This window comes from Stenotrophomonas geniculata, assembly GCF_034508895.1.
Classification (GTDB): Bacteria; Pseudomonadota; Gammaproteobacteria; order Xanthomonadales; family Xanthomonadaceae; genus Stenotrophomonas; species Stenotrophomonas geniculata.
This window is the reverse complement of record NZ_CP140571.1, coordinates 3,896,553-3,915,736: the sequence shown is the minus strand read 5'-3', so window position 1 is coordinate 3,915,736 and position 19,184 is coordinate 3,896,553. Positions and strand designations below refer to the sequence as shown.

General features: G+C 65.2%; 20 protein-coding genes. 4 read left to right on the top strand and 16 right to left on the bottom strand.

What is annotated here, in order from left to right:
• Positions 1-93 precede the first annotated feature (93 nt).
• Positions 94-522 (top strand): PAS domain-containing protein, encoded by a 429-nt coding sequence (locus RI032_RS18075; protein WP_010485321.1) that lies wholly within the window; start codon positions 94-96, stop codon positions 520-522.
• Positions 519-2,048 carry a diflavin oxidoreductase gene (locus tag RI032_RS18070; RefSeq protein WP_322547425.1) on the top strand — a complete coding sequence of 510 codons (1,530 nt, stop codon included), beginning with the start codon at positions 519-521 and terminating at the stop codon, positions 2,046-2,048. Before RI032_RS18075 ends, RI032_RS18070 begins: the two co-directional genes overlap by 4 nt.
• A 93-nt stretch (positions 2,049-2,141) precedes the next feature.
• Here RI032_RS18070 and RI032_RS18065 read toward each other — a convergent pair whose 3' ends face one another.
• The 11 genes from RI032_RS18065 to moaA all read right to left on the bottom strand — a co-directional run bounded on the left by RI032_RS18065 (position 2,142) and on the right by moaA (position 10,117).
• Positions 2,142-2,810: an ATP-binding cassette domain-containing protein gene (locus tag RI032_RS18065; RefSeq protein WP_322547424.1), complete on the bottom strand. Its 669-nt coding sequence runs from the start codon at positions 2,808-2,810 to the stop codon at positions 2,142-2,144.
• Positions 2,800-3,483: a molybdate ABC transporter permease subunit gene (gene modB, locus RI032_RS18060; protein WP_197657005.1), complete on the bottom strand. Its 684-nt coding sequence runs from the start codon at positions 3,481-3,483 to the stop codon at positions 2,800-2,802. The genes RI032_RS18065 and modB overlap by 11 nt, the downstream gene beginning before the upstream one ends.
• A gap of 3 nt (positions 3,484-3,486) precedes the next feature.
• A complete protein-coding gene (gene modA, locus RI032_RS18055; RefSeq protein ID WP_322547423.1) occupies positions 3,487-4,230 on the bottom strand; it encodes a molybdate ABC transporter substrate-binding protein in 744 nt (247 codons plus the stop codon).
• Positions 4,231-4,253: 23 nt separating this feature from the next.
• Positions 4,254-5,030 (bottom strand): helix-turn-helix domain-containing protein, encoded by a 777-nt coding sequence (locus tag RI032_RS18050; RefSeq protein WP_322547422.1) that lies wholly within the window; start codon positions 5,028-5,030, stop codon positions 4,254-4,256.
• Between the two features lie 72 nt (positions 5,031-5,102).
• The gene (locus RI032_RS18045) at positions 5,103-5,468 is read right to left on the bottom strand and encodes a hypothetical protein (RefSeq protein WP_057503707.1); all 366 of its coding nucleotides are present in this window, start codon (positions 5,466-5,468) and stop codon (positions 5,103-5,105) included.
• On the bottom strand, positions 5,465-6,007 hold the full coding sequence (gene mobA, locus RI032_RS18040) for a molybdenum cofactor guanylyltransferase (RefSeq protein ID WP_322547421.1): 543 nt from the start codon (positions 6,005-6,007) through the stop codon (positions 5,465-5,467). Before mobA ends, RI032_RS18045 begins: the two co-directional genes overlap by 4 nt.
• Before the next feature lie 108 nt (positions 6,008-6,115).
• Positions 6,116-6,616: a molybdenum cofactor biosynthesis protein MoaE gene (locus RI032_RS18035; RefSeq protein ID WP_312391544.1), complete on the bottom strand. Its 501-nt coding sequence runs from the start codon at positions 6,614-6,616 to the stop codon at positions 6,116-6,118.
• A gap of 3 nt (positions 6,617-6,619) precedes the next feature.
• Positions 6,620-6,880: a MoaD/ThiS family protein gene (locus RI032_RS18030; RefSeq protein WP_005413671.1), complete on the bottom strand. Its 261-nt coding sequence runs from the start codon at positions 6,878-6,880 to the stop codon at positions 6,620-6,622.
• The gene (locus tag RI032_RS18025; protein ID WP_322547420.1) at positions 6,880-8,133 is read right to left on the bottom strand and encodes a molybdopterin molybdotransferase MoeA; all 1,254 of its coding nucleotides are present in this window, start codon (positions 8,131-8,133) and stop codon (positions 6,880-6,882) included. The genes RI032_RS18030 and RI032_RS18025 overlap by 1 nt, the downstream gene beginning before the upstream one ends.
• Positions 8,130-9,128 carry a bifunctional molybdenum cofactor biosynthesis protein MoaC/MoaB gene (gene moaCB, locus RI032_RS18020; RefSeq protein ID WP_322547419.1) on the bottom strand — a complete coding sequence of 333 codons (999 nt, stop codon included), beginning with the start codon at positions 9,126-9,128 and terminating at the stop codon, positions 8,130-8,132. The genes RI032_RS18025 and moaCB overlap by 4 nt, the downstream gene beginning before the upstream one ends.
• Positions 9,129-9,136: 8 nt before the next feature.
• Positions 9,137-10,117 carry a GTP 3',8-cyclase MoaA gene (gene moaA, locus RI032_RS18015; protein ID WP_057503702.1) on the bottom strand — a complete coding sequence of 327 codons (981 nt, stop codon included), beginning with the start codon at positions 10,115-10,117 and terminating at the stop codon, positions 9,137-9,139.
• Between the two features lie 566 nt (positions 10,118-10,683).
• Between moaA and RI032_RS18010 the strand changes: the two genes are divergently transcribed.
• Positions 10,684-11,058 (top strand): hypothetical protein, encoded by a 375-nt coding sequence (locus RI032_RS18010; RefSeq protein ID WP_197657001.1) that lies wholly within the window; start codon positions 10,684-10,686, stop codon positions 11,056-11,058.
• 45 nt (positions 11,059-11,103) lie between these two features.
• Here the strand turns inward: RI032_RS18010 and RI032_RS18005 are convergent, their stop codons facing one another.
• The 4 genes from RI032_RS18005 to RI032_RS17990 all read right to left on the bottom strand — a co-directional run bounded on the left by RI032_RS18005 (position 11,104) and on the right by RI032_RS17990 (position 17,156).
• Positions 11,104-11,439 (bottom strand): DUF6984 family protein, encoded by a 336-nt coding sequence (locus RI032_RS18005; RefSeq protein ID WP_227844701.1) that lies wholly within the window; start codon positions 11,437-11,439, stop codon positions 11,104-11,106.
• A 10-nt stretch (positions 11,440-11,449) separates the two neighbouring features.
• Positions 11,450-11,671: a hypothetical protein gene (locus RI032_RS18000; RefSeq protein WP_227844702.1), complete on the bottom strand. Its 222-nt coding sequence runs from the start codon at positions 11,669-11,671 to the stop codon at positions 11,450-11,452.
• Between the two features lie 348 nt (positions 11,672-12,019).
• Positions 12,020-12,439, bottom strand: a complete 420-nt coding sequence (locus RI032_RS17995; RefSeq protein ID WP_322547418.1) for a hypothetical protein — start codon at positions 12,437-12,439, stop codon at positions 12,020-12,022.
• 94 nt (positions 12,440-12,533) lie between these two features.
• A complete protein-coding gene (locus RI032_RS17990) occupies positions 12,534-17,156 on the bottom strand; it encodes an RHS repeat-associated core domain-containing protein (RefSeq protein WP_322548279.1) in 4,623 nt (1,540 codons plus the stop codon).
• Positions 17,157-17,512: 356 nt separating this feature from the next.
• On the opposite strand from RI032_RS17990, the gene RI032_RS17985 reads away from it, so the two are divergent.
• Positions 17,513-18,334: an alpha/beta fold hydrolase gene (locus RI032_RS17985; protein ID WP_227844704.1), complete on the top strand. Its 822-nt coding sequence runs from the start codon at positions 17,513-17,515 to the stop codon at positions 18,332-18,334.
• 35 nt (positions 18,335-18,369) lie between these two features.
• Here the strand turns inward: RI032_RS17985 and RI032_RS17980 are convergent, their stop codons facing one another.
• Positions 18,370-19,164, bottom strand: a complete 795-nt coding sequence (locus tag RI032_RS17980) for an AraC family transcriptional regulator (RefSeq protein WP_227844753.1) — start codon at positions 19,162-19,164, stop codon at positions 18,370-18,372.
• Positions 19,165-19,184: the final 20 nt, after the last annotated feature.

Sequence of the window (19,184 nt, the reverse complement as noted above, 5' to 3'; positions counted from 1 at the left end):
TTGACCAATGTCAAACCGCCCGCCGCCGTGCGGGCGTATCTCTATGCAGGACCCGAACACGCCGGCGTTACCGGCATCCACAAGGACCCTGCGATGAGCTACACCCCCGACAACGTCCAGCTTCTGAACGCCATGCAGAACGTCATGGTGATCTCCACCACCGACCTGCAGGGCAATATCACCTATGCCAACGACCTGTTCTGCACGCTCACCGGCTTCGCCCGCGAGGAACTGATCGGCCAGCCGCACAGCATCGTGCGCCACCCGGATGTGCCCAAGGCGGTCTACAAGGACATGTGGGACACCATCAAGGCCGGCAAGACCTGGACCGGCATCGTGCCCAACCTCGGCAAGGGCGGCGTGCTCTATGTGGTCGATACCACCGTGCAGCCGCTGTTCGACGCCGACGGCAACATCACCTCGTACATCAGCATCCGCCGCGTGGTGAACGACCTGATGCAGAACTACGACCTGGTCGAGTTCAGCAAGGAAAAGTTCGACGACTTCTACGAGGCCGCGTGAACGCCCTCCCGGCCAGTACGCCCTTCAGCCGCCTGCTGGTGGGTTTCGCGTCCGAGTCTGGCAACGCCCGCGCCCTGGCCCAGCGCCTGGGCGCGGACCTGCAGCCGCACGGGCCGCAGGTGCTCCCGTTCAACGACATCGACGTGGCCAGTCTCGGCCACGGCGATGTGCTGCTGGCGATCTCCAGCTCGTTCGGCGATGGCGAACCGCCGGCCAATGGCGAGCAGTTCTTCGAAACACTGCGCCAGACCCCGACGCTGCGCGGCCTGCGCTATGCGGTGTTCGGCCTGGGTGACACCGGCTACCCCAGTTTCTGCGGCTTCACCAAGGCGCTGGATGTTGCACTAAGCGAGCGCCAGGCCCAGCCTCTACTGCATCGAGTGGACGCCGATCTGGGCTACGAGCAGTTCTTCCAGCAATGGCAGCCGGTGCTGGGCCAGGTGCTGGATGGTGACCTCAGCGCTGGCCAGGACCTGCGCCTGCAGGTCACCGCCTATGGCGAAGACAATGCCTTTTCCGCCCCCATTTTCGAACGCCGCCGCTTGAACAGCAGCGACCCGGCCGCGTGGCACCTGCAACTGGATATTGCCGGCAGTGGCATGGCCTATCGCGCGGGCGACACCCTGCACGTAGTACCCGAGAACGATCCTGCCCTGCTGCAGGCATTGGCCACCTGGTACGGCGACACCACCGCCGTGGCCGCCCTGCATGACCGCGAGCTGCGCTCGCTGAGCAAGGGGGTGCTGCGCGAAGTGGCCCGGCTCAGTGGCAGCGAATTGTTGAAGGACCTGTTGAAGGTCAGCCAGAAGCGCGAACTGGAAGCCTACCTGCACGGCCTGGACCTGCTGGATGTGCTGCAGGACCACGCCACGCCGCACAGCGTGCCGCTGGCCAGGCTGCGCGAACTGCTGTCACCGCGGCTGCCGCGCGCCTATTCGATCGCCTCGCACCCGTGCGACGACCAGCTGAGCCTATGCGTGCGCGAAGTGCGCTACACCCTGCGCGGCCGCGAACGCTTCGGCACTGCCACCGGCAGCCTGCTGCATAGCGGCGACCATGCCCGTGTGTACTGCCGCTCCAACCCCGGCTTCCACCTGCCCGATACCGGCGAGGCACCGCTGCTGCTGGTCGGCACCGGCACCGGCATCGCGCCCTTGATGGGCCTGATGCAGGAACTGCAGGCCAACGCCTGCGAACGTGAAGTGCACCTGGTGTTCGGCGAGAAGCATCGCCAGCACGACTACCTGTACCGCGACCAGCTGCAGGACTGGCACACGCGTGGCGTGCTGGCCGGCCTGCATACCGCGTTCTCGCGCGATGGCAACGAAAAGGTCTATGTGCAGCATGTGCTGCAGCAGCGCGCCAGCGAAGTGCGCGACGTCCTGGCCCGCGGTGGGCATCTGTACCTGTGCGGCAGCAAGCGCCACCTGGAAGGCGCGGTGCGCGAGGCCATCGATGCCGTCGCGGGTGCAGGGCAATGGGACGCGCTGCGGAATGAAGGCCGCACGCACTGTGAACTGTATTGATCCGTTGATCCTGTAGAGCCGAGCCCACGCTCGGCTGCTGTTGGCGGTGTCGCGCAGAGCAGCCGAGCATGGGCTCGGCTCTACAGGCGCCGGTCAATCGCCGACGATGCGGCCGTCCACCACGCGCGCCACCTGCTGGCCGAACATGGCCACGTCCTGCGGGTCGTGGCTGATCAGCAACAACGGGATGCCGGTCCGGTCCAACACGGTTTCCAGCTCCTGGCGCAGGTGCTGGCGCAGGTCGTGGTCCAGTGCGGAGAACGGCTCATCCAGCAGCAGCGCCTGCGGCTGCGTCACCAGGGCGCGCGCCAATGCAGTGCGCTGGCGCTGGCCACCGGAGACCTGCGAGGGCAGCAGATCGCCCACCGTGTCGATGCGGAATGCGTGCAGCCACTGCTCCACCGCATCGAAGCGCTGGCGCGCGCGCGGATTCAACCACCCGCGCTCCAGCCCGAACGCCACGTTCTGGCGCACGCTAAGGTGCGGGAACAACGCGTAATCCTGGAACACGTAGCCCAGCCGGCGGCGCTGCGGCGGCAGATCCACGCCGTTGGCCGCATCGAACAAGGTCTGCCCCTCCACGCGCACATGTCCCTGCCCGGGCCGCAGCAGCCCGGCCACCGCCTTCAGCGTCAGGCTCTTGCCGGCACCCGAGGGTCCGAACAGCACCACCTGCCGCTGCGTGCACTGCAGCGATACGTCCAACACGAAATCCTGGCCGGCCGCCCGCAGGCGGCGCTGCACCTGCAGGTCAAGCCACATCACGCAGCTCCCGGCGACGTCCGCCCACCAGCCGCGCAGCCAGCAACAGGATCACGATGCAGACCACCGATGTCAGGATCACCAGCGCATTGGCCTTGCCATCCTGACCGGCCTGCACCGCCTCGTAGATGGCGATCGACAGCGTCTGCGTGCGACCCGGAATGCTGCCCGCCACCATCAGCGTGGCACCGAACTCGCCCATGGCGCGTGCGAATGCCAGCAGCAGCCCGGCAAGAATGCCACGCCAAGCCAGCGGCAACGTGATGCGGAAGAACACCGCGGCTTCGGACACACCGAGCGTGCGTGCGGCTTGTTCCAGCTGCCCGTCCACTTCCTCGAACGCCGCGCGCGCCGGCTTGAACACCAGCGGCAACGAGGCCACCGCCGCCGCGATCACCGCGGCCTGCCAGGTGAACACCAGGTTGATGCCGAACCACGATTGCAGCCATGCGCCGACTGGGCCGTTGCGACCGATCAGTACCAGCAGGTAGTAGCCCAGCACCGTCGGCGGCAGCACCATCGGCAAGGTCAGCAGCGAATCCAGCAGCTCACGGCCGGGAAATCGCCGCCGCGCCAGCAATGCGCCCAGTGCCACGCCCAGCACCAGATTGATCGCGGTGGCCCAGCCGGCCACCTTCAGCGACAACCACAGTGCGCTCCAGTCCAGATCCATGCCTCAGGGCTTGCCGAACCCGTGCCTGGCCAGGATCGCCTGGCCTTGCGGCGAACGCACGAAGGCAGCGAAGCGCCTGGCCTCCACCGGCTGCGTACTGGCCTTGGTCACCGCCAGCGGATAGGCGATGCGCCCGGGCACCGGAACCGCGAAGGCACGGCGCACCCGGTCGGGCATTGCCTGTGCATCGGTGGCATAGACGAAGCCGGCATCCACTTCACCGCGCGCCACGTAATCCAGCGACTGGCGCACGTTCTGCGTCGTGATGATCCTGCCCTGCACCGACGGCCACAGGCCCGCCGCTTCCAGCGCGCCCTTGGCATAGCGGCCGACCGGCACGCTGTCCGGGTTGCCCAGTGCGATGCGCTGCACACCGGCACCGGCCAGGTCCTTCAAGGTGCGCGGCGCGGCCTCGGCCTGCGGTGGCACCACCACCCACAGCGCATTCACCGCGAACACCTCGCGGGTACCGGCCGCCAGCAGGTCCTGCTGCTGGGCCTGGTCCATCGTGGTTTCGTCGGCCGAGGCGAACACATCCACCGGCGCGCCGCGGCTGATCTGCTGCAGCAGCACGCCGGAGGCGGCGAAGTTGAAATCCACCTTGGTTCCCGGGTGTGCCTTCTCATAGGCGGTGCCCAGTTCGCGGAAGCTCTCGGTCAGGCTCGATGCCGCCGACACCGTCAGCTCAGCCGCCCAGGCCGGTACTGCAACCAGCATTCCCAGCAACAACAGCCCCGCTCGCATCATGGGTCGGCCCCTCGCCTACCTGATCAGTCCAGTCCGGATTCCCGGGTCACGGCCAGTTCCGCCAGCCGCTCGGGTTGCAGCAACAGCATCTCACGTTGGTTCACCGCAATCACACCCTGGTCGCTCAACCGGCGCAGCACCCGGCTCACCGTCTCCGGCGCCATCCGCAGGTAGTTGGCAATCTCGGTACGGGCCATGCTCAGGTTGAAACGGGTGGCCGAGAAACCGCGCCGGGCATAGCGCTCGGAAAGATCCAGCAGGAACGCCGCCATGCGCTCCTCGGTGCGATGGTTGGCCGCCAGCGTGGCGACCTTGCCGATCTCCGCACTGAGCAGGCTGAACAGCCGTGCCTGCAACCCCGGCATGCGGGTGGCCAGCAGGCTCAATCGCGGAAACGAGATCCGGCACAGGTAGACGGTGTCCAGGGCCACCGCATTGCAGGGGAAGCGCGCGCCGTGGATGGCATTGAGCCCGATCACTTCACCGGGCAGGCTGAAGCCCAGCACCTGCTCGTTGCCCTGGCTGTCATCGACAAAGGTCTTGACCATGCCCGCGCGGACCGCTGCGATCGAATCGAACGGATCGCCCGCACGGAAAATATAGTCTCCGGCCTGGAACGGGCCGACGTGGTCGACCAGCACATGCAACTCGCCCAGCGCAGTTTTGTCGTAGCCCTGCGACATACAGGCGTCGGAAAACGCACAGGTACTGCAGAAGTGCAGCGCGTCACCGTCATCGGCCGCTGCCGGATTGGGCGTGGCCGGTCGGGACGCAGAAGGAGCGGAGGGGTTCAGGGGCATTGCAGCAACGCAGGAACGAAGACCGTCATCATACGACAGCGGGGCGCCGCCCCCCCCCTGAGCAACCTGCGCTTACTCCGGCGCAGGTTCAGAACGTCGCTGCGGGCCACGCTGCCGCACGCTGTCTCGCACATCCACGTCGAACTGGAGCTGCAACATGCTGTCGTCATCCAGGGCAATGCCGAAGCCCAGGCCATCGCGGCAAGGCAGCCGCCCCGCCAGCCCTTCAACAGCTTCGCGTGGCAACACCAACCGGCAGAACGTGCCGCCATCAAGCAGCACGGCCTGATCGCCTGCATGCAACGAGACCGCGGCGCCCCAGCCGCCACTCCCACCGAAGCGGGTCAGGTTCTCCACCGACTCCCCGCCAAGCAGTCGTGCCAGTTCCTCTTCATCCACGCGCAGGCGCATCGATTGCTGTTGCAGCTGGACCTTCATGCTGTGATGGACTCCCATTCCGACGGGGTATTGCAGTTGAGCAGCAACGCCTGATCCTCCGGCGCCAGTGGCAACCGCGTCACGCCCAGGCGTTCCTGCAGGGCGCGCAGTGAACGACGCGCCGTCGGATCCTCAATCAGCTCCTGCAGCACGCGGCGGCAATGATCATCGATCGGCAACCGCATCGGCAACGGTTCATCGTCGAACACCGTGCAGGCACGCGCTTGATCGGCCTGCAGCCGTTGCAACAGCGCGGGTGTCACCCGCGGCGTATCGACCGGCACCACCCAGGCGGGGCCGTCAGTCATCTTCATCGCGACACTGTAGATGCCGCCCAGCGGGCCGCAGCGTGCGACCCGGTCCGGGATTCCGCCAAACGCCGGGTAGTCACCGCTCACCCACACCCGCCCGGCGCCCGCCTGCAGCAACAGCCCCCGCATGTGTTCCAGCATTGTGCGGCCGTGCCAGGGCAGCAGCGCCTTGTCGCGGCCCATCCGGCTGGACAGGCCACCGGCCAGCACGATGCCGTTGATGGTCATCGCAATAGAGCCACGCCATGCGTGGCTGTGTCGGCCGGACGCGCGGGAAAGGCCTCATCCACGCATGGCGTGGATCTACTGAGTCCCGCGCCCCTCCGAAGGGCGCGGTCAATGCCCATGGTCATGTGTGTGGTCGTGGGAGTGCGAAGCTTCGCTGTCTGCATGGCATAGGCTGCAGCCCTCGCTCCACGCGCTGTCGCCGTCTTCGTAATGCTCCTGCTTCCAGATCGGGCACTGGTGCTTCACCACCTCGATCAGCTGCCGGCACGCGCGGAACGCCTCGTCGCGGTGCGGGCTGCCTGCGGCCACCACCACCGCCACATCGCCGATGCCGAGTCGCCCCTTGGCATGGGCCACATACAGTTTCAACTTCGGACCGAACGTAGCCTCGACCTCGGCCGCCAAGCGCTTGAACTCGTTCAATACCAGCGGCTCGAACAGGTCGTAGGTGATCCCGGTCACCCGCCGGCCCACATTGACGTCGCGCACCTTGCCGATGAACACATCGATGCCGCCGAAGCCCGGATCGGAGACCGCCGCGATGCCTTCGGCCGGATCGATCGCCGCCTGCGCGCGGTCCACCACCTTCGCGATGATCTTCTCGTTCATGGCTCAGCCCCCGCTCACCGGCGGCAGGATCGCCACCCGGCCATCGTCGGGCAACGCCTCGTGGTCGCGCAGCACGCGTTGCTGGTCGGCGAACGCCGAGTAATCCAGCAGCCCGGCACGGAAACCCGGCCAACGCAGCGGCAGCAGCTCGCGCAGCGCCTGGCGCAGATCGGCCACGGTGCCGCCGGCCACCTCCACGGCAATCTCGCGGCTGGCATCCAGATCGGAGAACGCGCCGAACAACTGCAGATTTACCTGTCTCATCACGGCTCCTGGCTCGCCAGCTGCACCGGGTCCTGATGACCCCAGCCCTGCACACGCACCGGCGTGCCGGCAGGGGCCAGACCGCCCTCGCCTTCCAGCACCACCCAGGCGTTGGCCTGCAGCATGGACATCAAACGGAACGACTCCTGCCCGGCCAGCACGCGCGCACTCAGGCGACCCTGCGCATCCACTTCCACCCGCGCCCGCGCGTGGAAGCGCAGGCCGGGCGGCGTGCGCACGTCGGTCTGCAGGGGCAATGTCAACACCGGCTCCGGTGCCAGCCCCAGCAGGCGGCGCAGTACCGGCTCGACGAAGAAGCGCTGGCCCACCGCAGCCGACACCGGGTTGCCGGGCAGGCCGAAATACAGCGCGCCATTGGGCAGCACCGCAAACAGCAACGGCTTGCCCGGGCGGATTGCCACCTTGTGGAACACGATGCGCGCACCCCGGCCGCGAAGCGCGTTGGGAATGAAATCGTAGCGGCCGGCCGACACCGCGCCGGTGCTGATCAACAGTTGCGCGCCCGCCGCCAGCGCTTCATCCAGCACCGCGTTGAACGCCGCCACCTCATCGCCCACCGTGCCCTGCCAGACCACCTCGGCACCGGCGGCCTGCAGGCGGCCGACCAGATACGGCCGGTTGCTGTCACGAATCTGCCCGGATGCCAGCGTCTGCGCCGCCTCGGTCACCAGCTCCTTGCCGGTAGCAATCACCGCCGCCTTTGGCCGCGCCACCACCGCCACCTCGCCCACGCCAATGGCATGCAGCAGGGTGCGCGCGTTGATGTCCAGCACCTGCCCGGCCTGCAGCACGCGCTCGCCGTCGCTTACATCCTCGCCGCGCAGGCGCACGTTCTGGCCCGGCTTCACCAATGCCTTCAGGGCAATGCGGGTCGGGCGGCCATCCTCGCTGGCGAGGATTTCTACGTTCTCGACCGGTACCACCGTATCCAGCCCTGCCGGCATGCGCGCACCGGTCATGATTTCCCAGGCACCCTCGCCGCCTTCGGCGCCGGCATCGCCTGCTGCCTGCCAGCCCTGAACAGCGAACTCGGTACCAGCTTCGAACGTCGCGCCGTTGGCGCGCAGCGCGAAGCCGTCCATCGCCGAATTGTCGAACGGCGGCAGTGACTGCGCGCTGTGGATGTCACTGGCCAGGACCCGCCCGGCCGCCTCATGCAGCGGCAGGTGTTCGGCCGGCAACGGCGTGGCCGCGTCCAGCAGGTGCTGCAGCGCTTCACTGTAGGCAATCATGCGTGGCCATCCCCCTCGACCATCGCCAGCGCATGGCCCAGCACCGGCGCCAGGATATCCAGGCACTGCGCCGCCGCCTTCGGGCTGCCAGGCAATGCAAACACCAGCATGTTGCCCAGCTGCACCACCTCGGCGCGGCTCAGCCAGGCCATCGGCGTGTGCTGCGCGCTCAGCGCCCGCACCATCTGTGCCAGGCCATGCACCGGCCGCGCGTTCAACGAACGCAGCGCCTCCGGGGTCAGGTCACGCGGGCCCAGCCCGGTACCGCCGGTACACAGGCACAGGCGCACGCCCTCGGCGGCCAACGCCTGCAGGCGGCCCGCCAACGGCTCGATGCCATCGGGCAGTACCTCGGCGGCCACCACCTCGCCACCCAGCTTTTTCAGCCCGGTCACGAGGGTCGGGCCGGACACATCCTCATAACTGCCCTCGCTGGCGCGATCACTCAGTGTGATCACCGCGCAGGCCGCACCCTCCAACCCCTTCGGTGCACGCGGCTTGAAACGCGCACGCTCGGCCTCGTCCATGCCATCCGGGTGCAGCCAGACCCCGCGCTTGCCGCCTTCCTTGAACAGCAGGCGGATGCCTTCGATGCGCAGCGCCGGCTCCACCGGCTTGCTCAGGTCGTACAGGGTCAGCAGCGCCGCGTTGACGCCGGCCAGTGCCTCCATCTCCACGCCGGTGCGCGCCTCGCTGGCGCACTCGCACCACACGCGGATCGCCTGCCGCTCCGGCACCGGTGCGCAGAACACCTGCACCAGTTCCAGCGGCAGCGGATGGCACAGCGGCATCAGCATCGACGCCATCTTGGCGCCCTGCAGGCCGGCAATCTCGGCCATCACCAGCGCATCGCCCTTGGGCAGGCGGCGCTCGACAATCAGCGGATAGGCCACCGGACCGGCATGAAGCTCGCCCACCGCCACCGCACGACGGCGGCTGATGCGCTTGTTGCGGACATCGGCCATGTGGAAGGCCGCATTCAATTCCCCACTCATCGTGTTGCTCATCCTCCGATGGAGGCCAGGTGCGGGGTCAGCCCGGTCTGGCCCTGGTGCAGTCCATGCCCGGCCGCTTTCAGGCCAAGCTGGGTGGTGATGCGTGCCAGCAGCGCGTCGTGGTCCTCGTCGCGCTGCAGCAGCGGGCGCAGCGGCACGCCGAACTCGCCGAACAGGCACAGCCGCAGGTCGCCCTTGGCGGTCACCCGCAGGCGGTTGCAGCCCTTGCAGAAGTCACGCGAGTACGGCGCGATGATGCCGATGCTGCCGCGATGGTCGGGGTGGCCGAACTCGCGCGCCGGGCCGGCATCGGCGGCGCGCGGGCGCTCGTGCCAGCCAGCCGCCAGCAGCTGCTCGATCACCACGTCGGCGCGCAGGTGGTGGCGCTGGAAATAGGCTTCGTTGTCGCCGGTACGCATCAGTTCGATGAAGCGCACGCTGAAGGGGCGATCGCGCAGGTACTCCATCCACTGCGGCAGCTCGTCGTCGTTCAGGCCGCGCAGCAGCACTGCGTTGAGCTTGATTGCCGAAAGGCCCAGCGCCTGCGCCAGCGCAAGACCCTGCTGGATCTCTGGCAGACGGTCGTGGCCGGTGATGGTGTGGAAACGCTCGCGCTGCAGGCTGTCCATGCTCACGTTCAGCGCAGTCAGGCCTGCCCGGTGCCAACCCGGCAGGCGCCGCGGCAGCAGCGTGCCATTGGTGGTGATGGCCACCTTGCGGATGCCCGGCACCGCCGCCACGGTGGCGATGATCTCGTCCAGATCCTTGCGCAGGCTGGGCTCGCCACCGGTCAGGCGGATCTTGCTCATGCCCAGCGCGGCAAAGGCCCGCACCAAGCGGCCGATCTCATCCACCTGCAGGAAACGCGGGCGGCCGTCGGCCTGGTACCCGTCGGGAAGGCAGTAGCTGCACCGGAAGTTGCAGGCTTCGGTGAGCGACAAGCGCAGGTACGGAAAGCTGCGTCCGAAGCTGTCGGTGAGTTGGCTCATCGCTGTTCCGCCTCCTGGTACCACCCTGCAGCCCTGCCCCTGAACGGGTTGTCGACCCCAACCCGCAGAGTGCGCTGGGGCGTTGAAAGCGTCAACCCGGGAGGCACGCAGCCTGAATTGGCACCGCCTGTCGTGATAGGCCCTCCCCGCCCGTCCCGTTCGCCGTGACAACCTCGACACCTGTCGCAGATTGCACGTTGCGGGTGGATCGCTACGCCAGCCAGCACTGGCGGGGCTTAACAGCGTAGGACAATGTCAAAAGCGTCTCCAATCGAGTGATGTTTGCAACTCTTCTGATTGGCATTGCACAGCGCCAGGGGCTCAGATGGGCGTGCCACCGGAAAAGGGTGGCCGGGTTTCGAATCCCGAGTTGGTCCTGAGTGATTGCGCTTGCCAGTCGGCGTCCACATTCCGTGGCGCCGGCTGGCAATCCGTCTGCCGGCTATGGCGGGCGGTGCGTGGGGGCGTTCGCGCCCACCGGCTTGGGACCAACCCGGATTCGAACCACGTACCGCCCGCCACTTTTATGGGTGGCGGCTACCGATTGCCCTGCACGGAGCCTTGCCATGAACGAATCGGACTTCCCGCATCTGCACGCCTACCGCGGTACCGCCCACGACGACGGTTCGCCAGAGCCTGCGCCTGCAGTTGACAGAAATACCTTCATTGCCAATCTCCACCGCATCGGCTCCGGTGCGGCGGCCGACGGACAACCCTGGCCGGAGCGGCATCAGCTGCCCGGGCGCTGCCTGGCCCTGGCCGATGCCGATTGTGCGTTGAACGGGTTGCGGGTAGTGCTGGAAATGCTGCTGGCGGCCGAACGCACCCGGCAGAATGGCGAACCGGAAGAGTACGTGGGCGACCGGGTGATGGAGGGGTTGGTCATGGCCTGCCAGTCGTTGTGCGCGCAGGCGGTGGGGCGGTTGCAGCCCGAAGGGTGAACGCGATGCGCCACGCCCTTCGGCGAGGACCACTTTCAGCAGGTGTCAGTGCTCGCTGAAAGCGCTCCTCAGATCGACCCCGATGATCGGTGAGAAGTCCACTTTGCACAGCTCCAGCTCGAAGAGCTGATCGTGATTGTCCAGGCACAGGGTGACTCTCACCGGCACGCCGTCGGCATCGGCAAGCATTGCAGTGGCAATGTCGCTTCCGAAGACCTGGGTCGTGCTGGACAGGAACACCACGCCTCCGAATCCGACGACCTCCACGTCCTCCACCTGGGCGAGCGCCAGATCCTTCAACAACCGTTCGGACAGCTCGGTCGTGTCCGGCAGCAGCCTATGGATGAGGGAGACCTCGTCGGGGGTGAGGAATCTGGGCACGGAATGTCCTTCAGGGCACTGCATCCGCCATCGGCTGATTCCCGATCCGCCATGTCCTGGCGTAGATCAGAATGACGCTTCCGGTCGAGCTGGTCTCGATACGGAAACACTTCAGGCCGGACAGCGGATAGCCGACGGCCTTCCAACGATCAAGAAGATCAGCGAGTCCCGGCTCGTCATCGTCGGCCCTGGCGAACTCTATTCCCTCCTCCCCCAGTACGCCGAAGTTCATGAGCGCCGAGCACCCGTACGCTTCCGAGAAGCAAACGATTGACTCCCGACCGTCCGGCCAGCGCACGTGGACCCTTACCTCATCGCATACGCCTGGATTGCTTCTATCAATGTTGATAGCCAGCAACGTGGCATCGCACCATTCAAGGGAGCTGAAATCTTGGTTAATAGACTGGAAATCCGGGGAAAAAACCACGGAACCCCTGGCGCCTAGCCTCGCCAAGAGCCATTCTCACAAAAAGGACGCTATTGGGCACGCCAACCTCATCAGAACCGAATTCATAGGCCGCATCGCATCCAACGAAATGGAATTGAAGCGAAAACAGCGAAGATTGATACGTGCGCAAACTCACTCTGTCCCTTCTTGATCGGAGCCCTCCTCAGGCTCGTATTCATGGAACTGTTTCACCACTTCCCAGCCAAACTCCTTTTCAAGGGCCTCTCGCACAACACCAGGAACCGCAAACCAAGCAGTGTTAGTGTGCGAGTCGATACCTCGCGAATCGAATTGCGAAAGAAGGTGCACAGTTTCGGCGCGAGACATCTTCCTTTTCTCATCACGGAGAATTGAACGACGGTGCCTTTTTAGAAGGAGCCTCAACTGCTTCAGTGTTGATATCCCAAGCTGGTGAAGTTCAGCCACAACCTCCAAGAGGTCAAAGTCGCCGTAATCATGCCGACGATGAAACAGGCCCAGCACCATCTTCCTCACCCAGGCAGGAGTGACTACCTCCATTTCCTTGACCGCACGCGCATGCAACCTCTTCATCTAGTAAGCCTCAAGTCAGCGCCAGTATCCCTGCGAGCAAGCGAAGATCTCCCCGGCCCTTTCCAAATGAAACATAGCCCATCTTGCAGTTCATCTAGAAGAGCAGTGACGTCGAACCATCCGTAGGGCACATTGCTACATTCGGCTCTGTGAAGTCTACCGCCCCGCAAACCTCTGGAAAGAGACTACACAGGGTCTTGCACGCGTTAACATCTCCATTCTCGCAAGCAACCTGAAGAGCAACTCTAAGTGCGAGCGTGGGTCCGATTGCCTTGGGTGGAAGCAGGAACGACGGCTTCCTTTTATAGGTTGACTTTCCCGTATTGGAGTCCTTCTGCCATCCCCATCCAGGGCGTTTGGGATCATCCTTCCACTTTTTTCCAGGATTGTTGGTCCCATCCGGCGAGCGCGTCTGATTTCGTTCCCCGCGACGTCCCGACATCTCACCGAATGGATCGACGTTCAGCACGGGGTCAGATTCGGAATAGGCAAATGTACTGATTCCGCCTTCCAACCCAAGTGGATCACTCTGCGAGTACCGCCCAACTACCGGGTCATACTCCCGCTGATTGTTGTAGAACAACCCACTCGCATCCGTGGCCTGCTGGCCCGGGAAGCGCAGCGCCAGCTCGAACACCACACCATCGCCATCCGGGTCAGCACTCGGAATCTGGTTGCCGAATACCTCGCTCTTGTTGCTCCACTCCCAGATTGCAACATTCCGCACCGGATCGATCACCACGCGCGGCGTACCCAGATGATCTGGTTGGACGTAGGCCAGCTCCGGCACGCCGGCGCTCGGCACGCTGATCAAAGCCACCGGGTAGTTGTCCAGCCAGATGGCCTGCTGCTGCGCCTGGCCCGTGGCCGAGTAGTTGCCCAGCCATTGTCCTGCTTCGTCGTACAAGGTGATCTGCGCTGCGCCACCGGCCGGGGTACGCAGTACGCGTTCACCGCGATGGTTGTAGCTGTAGCTTTCCAGTACAGCATCACCCTGCTTCACCGCGCTCATGCGGTTGGCATCGCTGTAGGTGAACGTCTTGCTGCCGATGCTGGTGGTGTTGCCCGCTGCGTCATGGTTGCGCGCTTCGCCGTCCACCGCAGTCAGGCGGTGGCTGGTTGCGGGATAGGTATAGCTGGCGGTGCCTGCCGAGGTGGTCAGCGCAGTGCGATTGCCGGTGGCGTCATACGCATAGGTTTCAATCGGTGTACCGGTCGTACCGTCCTGGGTCTGGGTCAGGCGGCCCAGCGTGTCGTAGGCGTACTTGGCGAGCACCGTTGAGCCTGCGCCGTTCTTCAGCTCGGTGATCGAACCGACCGGGTCATAGCCATAGCCCAGTGACAGGCCACCTGCGGCCGGGTCGTGTACCGCCTGCGGGCGGTAATCCAGATCCAACGGACGCTGCAACTGGCGGCCGTTGCCATAGGTCCATCCGGTCGCCGGGCCGAAGGCCGCGTAGGTCACGTTGTTAACCACGATCTGGCGCGCCTGGCCGGGCCGGGTCAGGCCGATCTGGCTGATGCGGCCCTGGGTATCGCGCACATAGTCAGCCACGCTGCCATCCGGGTAGGTCAGCGCGGCCAGGCGACCCGCCTTGCTGTAGGCATAGCGCAGCGTGCTGGCGACACCATTGATGGTCTGCACTTTGCGGGTGACCTGGCCGAAGCGGTCATGGCAATACTGGGTGCTGCCATTGGCGTGCAGCACCTGCCCCAGGCGCCCCTTGGCAAAGCGCTCGTCGGTGGCACAGGCAGTCGGTGCCACGTCATAGCTGTAGCCCACGTCCAGATTGGGGTCCGGATAGGCGATGCCGATCAGGCGGTTGAGTGCATCGTAGTGATAGGTGGCGGTGACGCCACGCGCATCGGTAGCCGTCTTGCGATTGCCGGCGGCGTCCACGGTGAAGCTGCTGGCGCCACTGTCCGGGCTGACCTGCCCGGTCAGGTCACCGAACCCGTTATAGGCATAGGTCGTATGCAGGCCTTTCGGGTCGGTGACCTGGGTGACCTGGTCCAGCGCGTTGTACTGGCTGCGGATCTCCGCCGCGACGCCGCCGACATCCTGCAGGGTCTGCGCCAGTCGGTTGAGCGGATCATACTGCTGGCTGGTCACGCGCTGCAGGGCGTCGGTCACGGTCTGCGGGTTGCCGTTGGCATCGTAGGCAAAGCCGGTGGCGTGATTGCCCGCGTCCTTCAGTGCGGTCAGCTGGCCGAGCGTGTTGAACGTCCGTGCCAGGGTGCGGCGCAGGGTACCGCCTGCATCGAGCGTGTCTTCCTTGAGGCGATTGCCGGCATTGTCCAGCGTGTAGTGAATCGAGTTGCCCGCGTTGTCCTCGATATCGGTCAAGCGCAGCGCCGCATCGTAGACATAGGAAACGCTGCTGCCGTCGGGCTCGGTGATCTGTTGCACCTGGCCGGTCGGCCAGTAGCTGATCTGGGTAATCCGGTCCTCGGCTGTGGCGGCACCGTGCACGGTGACCGAGGTCGGCCAGCCGCGGGCATGGTAGGTGTAATCGGTGACCACGCCGTTGGCGTCCTTTATCGACAGCGGCCTTCCGAGTGCGTCGTAGGCCAAGGTCTCGACCGTCTGGCCCAGCGCATTGGTCACGCTGCGCAGGTCGCCCTTGCGGAAGCCACATGCACCATTGGTCGCGCACCCTGCGTCATCGGCCGGATAGTAGGCGTAGGTAACAGTATCGACCACATCCGTGCGCGGGCCATCCACGCTTTTCAGCAGCCCTTCCACCGGGCAGCTCCCTGCCGCAGCCACGTCCGCGGCTTCGCAGTACGTGTAGCTGGTGATGCGCGTCTGACCGGATGCGGTGTCGGTCACCGTGTTGGTTGTCGGCTGGCGCCGGCCATTGAAGGACGTTCGGGTTTCACGATTGCCGATGCGGGTGGTCAGTACCGCATTGGTTTCGACGTCGCGCACCGTGGTCACCACACGCTGCTCGGGCAAGCCGACCGCTTCGGTCACGGTATGGATGCTGACGGCACGACCGCTCACCGGATCGGTGCCCTGCGCATAGGTGTGCTTGGTCTGGATACCGCGGCGATCGGTGTAGGTATCCAGGCGCCGGCGGAAGTCGACACTCTGGTCGTAGTAGGTTCGGCTGACGGTCCCCTGCGAATCACTCAGGCCGGTTACCTTGCGCGACGGCGCGGTGTCGCCGCCGGGTGTCAGGGTGTAGTCGGTCTGCCGCCCCAGCGCGTCGGTCACCACCGCACCACCATTGGGGCTGTAGGCGAGTGTCACGCCATCGGCACCGCCGGCATGCTGACTGGAGATCACACGACCGATGGAATCGTAGGTAAAGGTACTGTAGCGGCGACCGTCCTCGGCGGTGATGCCGGTCAGGTGCTGGGGGAAGTCCTGGTTCTCGTAGTGATACGTCCGCACACCACCACCCGCATAGGTCACCGTGGCGACCTGGTTCTGCGGCGTGTAGGTATAGGTGGCGAGCGCAACGCCTTCGACCAGCACCGAACTAATCAGCGCCTCATAGTCGTTGGACTGGTAAACGAACTCCAGTGTGCGGCCACTGCTGTGGGTGACCGCCGCAAGGCGGTCGCTGTCGTCGTAGATGTAGGTCAGCGACGTGCCATCCGGGAAGCGCTTGGCGGCAAGACGCCCGTCCGCGCCGAAGGCAGAGATGGAATCCGCCGAGTACAGTGTCCAGTTGCCGTTCTGGACCAGACGGTCACCACTGTCGTCGTCCGCCTCATAGGCTTGGCCGATCTTCTTGAATGCACGCTGGAAACCGGTGCTTTCAATGATGCCAACGCTGTCAACGCCATCCAGTGCCAGGTGGGCGCCCAGCGAATGGGTCCAGCCATGACCGAAGCCACCGGAGGACGTGGAGATGCCAGAGTGATAGAAGCGCGTCAACGCGATCCAGCCCAGATCGAAATCCTGCGCGATTTCGTATTTCTCGCCGGTTTTGACGTCACACGGATTGCCTACGGTGCCGTCGCAAGGCGCGTTGTTTGCGTCCTCACCTTTTTCTGTCGAGGGACAACTCGGACCCGCGCTGTCCTTGTCGCACTTCTGCGACTTCGAGGTGATGGTTGCAACGAATTCTTCGCTGACGCAGGCGTTGTGCTTGTTGGACCACTGCGTGAACGGGATGGGGCAGTTCAAGCGCCGGGTACGCGCGACCGCCACCGTTCCGGTGTACGGCGTGCAGGGTGACTCAGCCGTATTGTTGCCAGCCATTGAAGTCAGATCGTAGTAGCGTGACTCCATGACACCTTCCAGATCGGGCGAGGCTGCAAACCAATCGCCAGACGGAGTGACCGCCGCCCCTGGGCACACGGGATTGTTGGCTTGTTGGTCCGCAAGAAAATCAGCAACCATCGCCTCTTCGGTCGGGAATATGTCACGCCCAATGTAGGACCAGTCCGGGTCGGAGGGCTGCGACTTTCCCATCCAGTAGGTGATCGACGTGTTGCCGTTCAAGTCCACGACTTTCGACTTGATCTTGTCGACAGACTGCCAACCGAACTGGAACTCCGGCGGGAACGGACTCGGTGCGGGCAGGCTCTTGATCGCCTGCACCGCCTGCTGCTGGGTCTTGTACTGCGTCGAATTGCCGCCGGGCTGCGAAATGCGCCAGGTAATCTTGCTTTCCTGCGCCTGTGCCACTGCAGGGGCGAAGCAGCCGACGGCAACAATCGCCAGCACGGCACACGAAATGGTCTTCAGTCGTTCCAACATCCCTGTTCTCCTTCCTGGATGAACACAGCGCCGGCGGGAACGAGAACGCGGAGGTGTTCCCCGCGTCATGCTTCGGATCGTCCCTGGTCCGGAATGCGGCAGTGCCACATGCCGCCTTTATCGTTGAGGACGCTTGCACATTCAAGTGTGGAGTCGCGTAACCGATCACAGATTCAAGCATCCACAGCCTTTCAGCGGATTGCGCTCTGTTCCCATGACTTTCTGCACAGGGAGTCGGTGTTATACCTCACTACATTACCAGCACGACCTGTCGCGAGGTCGGCAGGCTGCGGCGCTCCGCTGCAGACCTGACCCGTCGGAAGGGCCGGCACGCGTCACGGCCCAGGGGAATGGGAATGAAGAGCAGCCGAGTGACGATGTGGGTGCTGGCCGCGGTGATGGCCGCTGCAGGCACCGTCCACGCCGGGGAAATCCAGGTGGATCGGGGCGCTTACACACTGCAGGCCGAAGAGACGGGGGCAGGCCCGATCACCGTGGTCTTTGAATCCAGTTTCGGGCAGGGCGCGGGCGCCTGGAAAGAGGTGGTTGCAGGTCTGGGGCGCGACTACCACAGCATCACCTACGCCCGTGCAGGACTCGGCAAGTCCGGCAGCGACGGTCACGCCAAGCGCATCGATGCGCATCTGGCCGACCTCACAGCCGTGATCGATACGCTCGCACCCGGTCGCCGCGTGGTGCTGGTGGGTCATTCCTATGGCGGCCTGCTGGCCACGGAGTTTGCACGCCGCCATCCGGAGCGCCTGCAGGGCTTGGTGCTGGTGGACCCGGCCACGATGGGGCAGCGCCATGCGTTCAAGCAGGCCGACAGTGCCCGCGTGCAGGCAGACGATGCCCAACTGCGGGCAATGCTGCCGCCGGCCATGGCCGCCGATTACGCCGTGCTGATCGAACAGCTGGATGCACCCGGTGCACAGACCCCGCGCTCAATGCCGGACGTGCCGGTCGCGCTGCTGACTGCAACCCAGCTCGCTGCCGAACCGCTGTTCTTCGAAGAAACCGCAGCGGGCAAGGCACTCTGGAAGGCGCAGCACGCCCTGCTCTTCTCGGGATTCACGCGCGGCACGCATCGCTACCTGGCGACCGGGCACACCCTGCAGCGCGAGGATCCTGCTGCGGTGGTGGCCGCGATTCAATCAGTCTCCGGCACCTTGAAGTAGCCGTTCCAGGCAACGGCTTCCCCCGTTGTTCCCCGCTACTGCCCGCGCAGCCGCACGGCAAAGTACCGCGCCGGGGAAAGGCCAAGCGCCTTCTTGAACATCGTGATGAAGGCCGTCACCGACTCATAGCCCAGCGTCTCGGAAACGCGTTGTACCGGTGCACCCGCGGCGAGTTCACGAATGGCGATGAGCAGATGCAACTGCTGCCGCCAGCGCCCGAAGGACAGTCCCGTTTCCCGTTCGATGAGGCGGGTCAACGTGCGCTCGCCCAGGGCCAGGCGCACGGCCCACTGGCCGATGGTGCTGCGGTCTGCCGGATCCGCCGACAGCGCCGCAGCCAGCGCACGCACCTTCGGGTGATGGCTGACCGGCAGCGACAGATGCTCGGCCGGCATCCGTACCAGCTCGTCCAGCAACACCCGCGCCAGCCGGTCGGTGTGGCTGCCATGCGGGTAGTCCAGCGGCGCGTCGGCCAGGTGCAGGATCATCTCGCGCAGCATCGGGGAGATCGCCAGCGTCACGCATTGCATGGGCAGATCGACGATGCCGGGCTCGACGAACAGATAGCACAGGCGCGCGTTGGCGGTGGCGCGGTTGCTGTGCGGCATGCCACCCGGAATCCAGACGCCACACTGCGGCGGCACGATCCACAGCGCATTGGCCACTTCGCAGGTCACCGCCCCATGCAGCGCAAGAATGAGCTGACCCTTTCGATGCTCATGCACCGGAATTTCCGCGTCGTGCTCGGCCACCTGCAGGCGGCTGGCAACCGCCGGGCGATCGGTCTCGTCCGGGTCCAGGTCAAAGCCGGGGAGCGAAATGCGAGCCATTCTCACATTGACCGGTTTTA

What these genes read in the sequence shown, in the direction of transcription:
- RI032_RS18035 (WP_312391544.1), bottom strand. Translation starts at nt 6,616, where the DNA reads ATGAACGAGAAGATCATCGCGAAGGTGGTGGACCGCGCGCAGGCGGCG.
- RI032_RS18025 (WP_322547420.1), bottom strand. Translation starts at nt 8,133, where the DNA reads ATGATTGCCTACAGTGAAGCGCTGCAGCACCTGCTGGACGCGGCCACG.
- RI032_RS17985 (WP_227844704.1), top strand. Translation starts at nt 17,513, where the DNA reads ATGAAGAGCAGCCGAGTGACGATGTGGGTGCTGGCCGCGGTGATGGCC.
- RI032_RS18065 (WP_322547424.1), bottom strand. Translation starts at nt 2,810, where the DNA reads ATGTGGCTTGACCTGCAGGTGCAGCGCCGCCTGCGGGCGGCCGGCCAG.
- modA (WP_322547423.1), bottom strand. Translation starts at nt 4,230, where the DNA reads ATGATGCGAGCGGGGCTGTTGTTGCTGGGAATGCTGGTTGCAGTACCG.
- moaA (WP_057503702.1), bottom strand. Translation starts at nt 10,117, where the DNA reads ATGAGCCAACTCACCGACAGCTTCGGACGCAGCTTTCCGTACCTGCGC.
- modB (WP_197657005.1), bottom strand. Translation starts at nt 3,483, where the DNA reads ATGGATCTGGACTGGAGCGCACTGTGGTTGTCGCTGAAGGTGGCCGGC.
- RI032_RS17995 (WP_322547418.1), bottom strand. Translation starts at nt 12,439, where the DNA reads ATGAAGAGGTTGCATGCGCGTGCGGTCAAGGAAATGGAGGTAGTCACT.
- RI032_RS18000 (WP_227844702.1), bottom strand. Translation starts at nt 11,671, where the DNA reads ATGAACTTCGGCGTACTGGGGGAGGAGGGAATAGAGTTCGCCAGGGCC.
- RI032_RS17980 (WP_227844753.1), bottom strand. Translation starts at nt 19,164, where the DNA reads ATGGCTCGCATTTCGCTCCCCGGCTTTGACCTGGACCCGGACGAGACC.
- RI032_RS17990 (WP_322548279.1), bottom strand. Translation starts at nt 17,156, where the DNA reads ATGTTGGAACGACTGAAGACCATTTCGTGTGCCGTGCTGGCGATTGTT.
- RI032_RS18010 (WP_197657001.1), top strand. Translation starts at nt 10,684, where the DNA reads ATGAACGAATCGGACTTCCCGCATCTGCACGCCTACCGCGGTACCGCC.
- mobA (WP_322547421.1), bottom strand. Translation starts at nt 6,007, where the DNA reads ATGACCATCAACGGCATCGTGCTGGCCGGTGGCCTGTCCAGCCGGATG.
- RI032_RS18045 (WP_057503707.1), bottom strand. Translation starts at nt 5,468, where the DNA reads ATGAAGGTCCAGCTGCAACAGCAATCGATGCGCCTGCGCGTGGATGAA.
- moaCB (WP_322547419.1), bottom strand. Translation starts at nt 9,128, where the DNA reads ATGAGTGGGGAATTGAATGCGGCCTTCCACATGGCCGATGTCCGCAAC.
- RI032_RS18075 (WP_010485321.1), top strand. Translation starts at nt 94, where the DNA reads ATGAGCTACACCCCCGACAACGTCCAGCTTCTGAACGCCATGCAGAAC.
- RI032_RS18050 (WP_322547422.1), bottom strand. Translation starts at nt 5,030, where the DNA reads ATGCCCCTGAACCCCTCCGCTCCTTCTGCGTCCCGACCGGCCACGCCC.
- RI032_RS18030 (WP_005413671.1), bottom strand. Translation starts at nt 6,880, where the DNA reads ATGAGACAGGTAAATCTGCAGTTGTTCGGCGCGTTCTCCGATCTGGAT.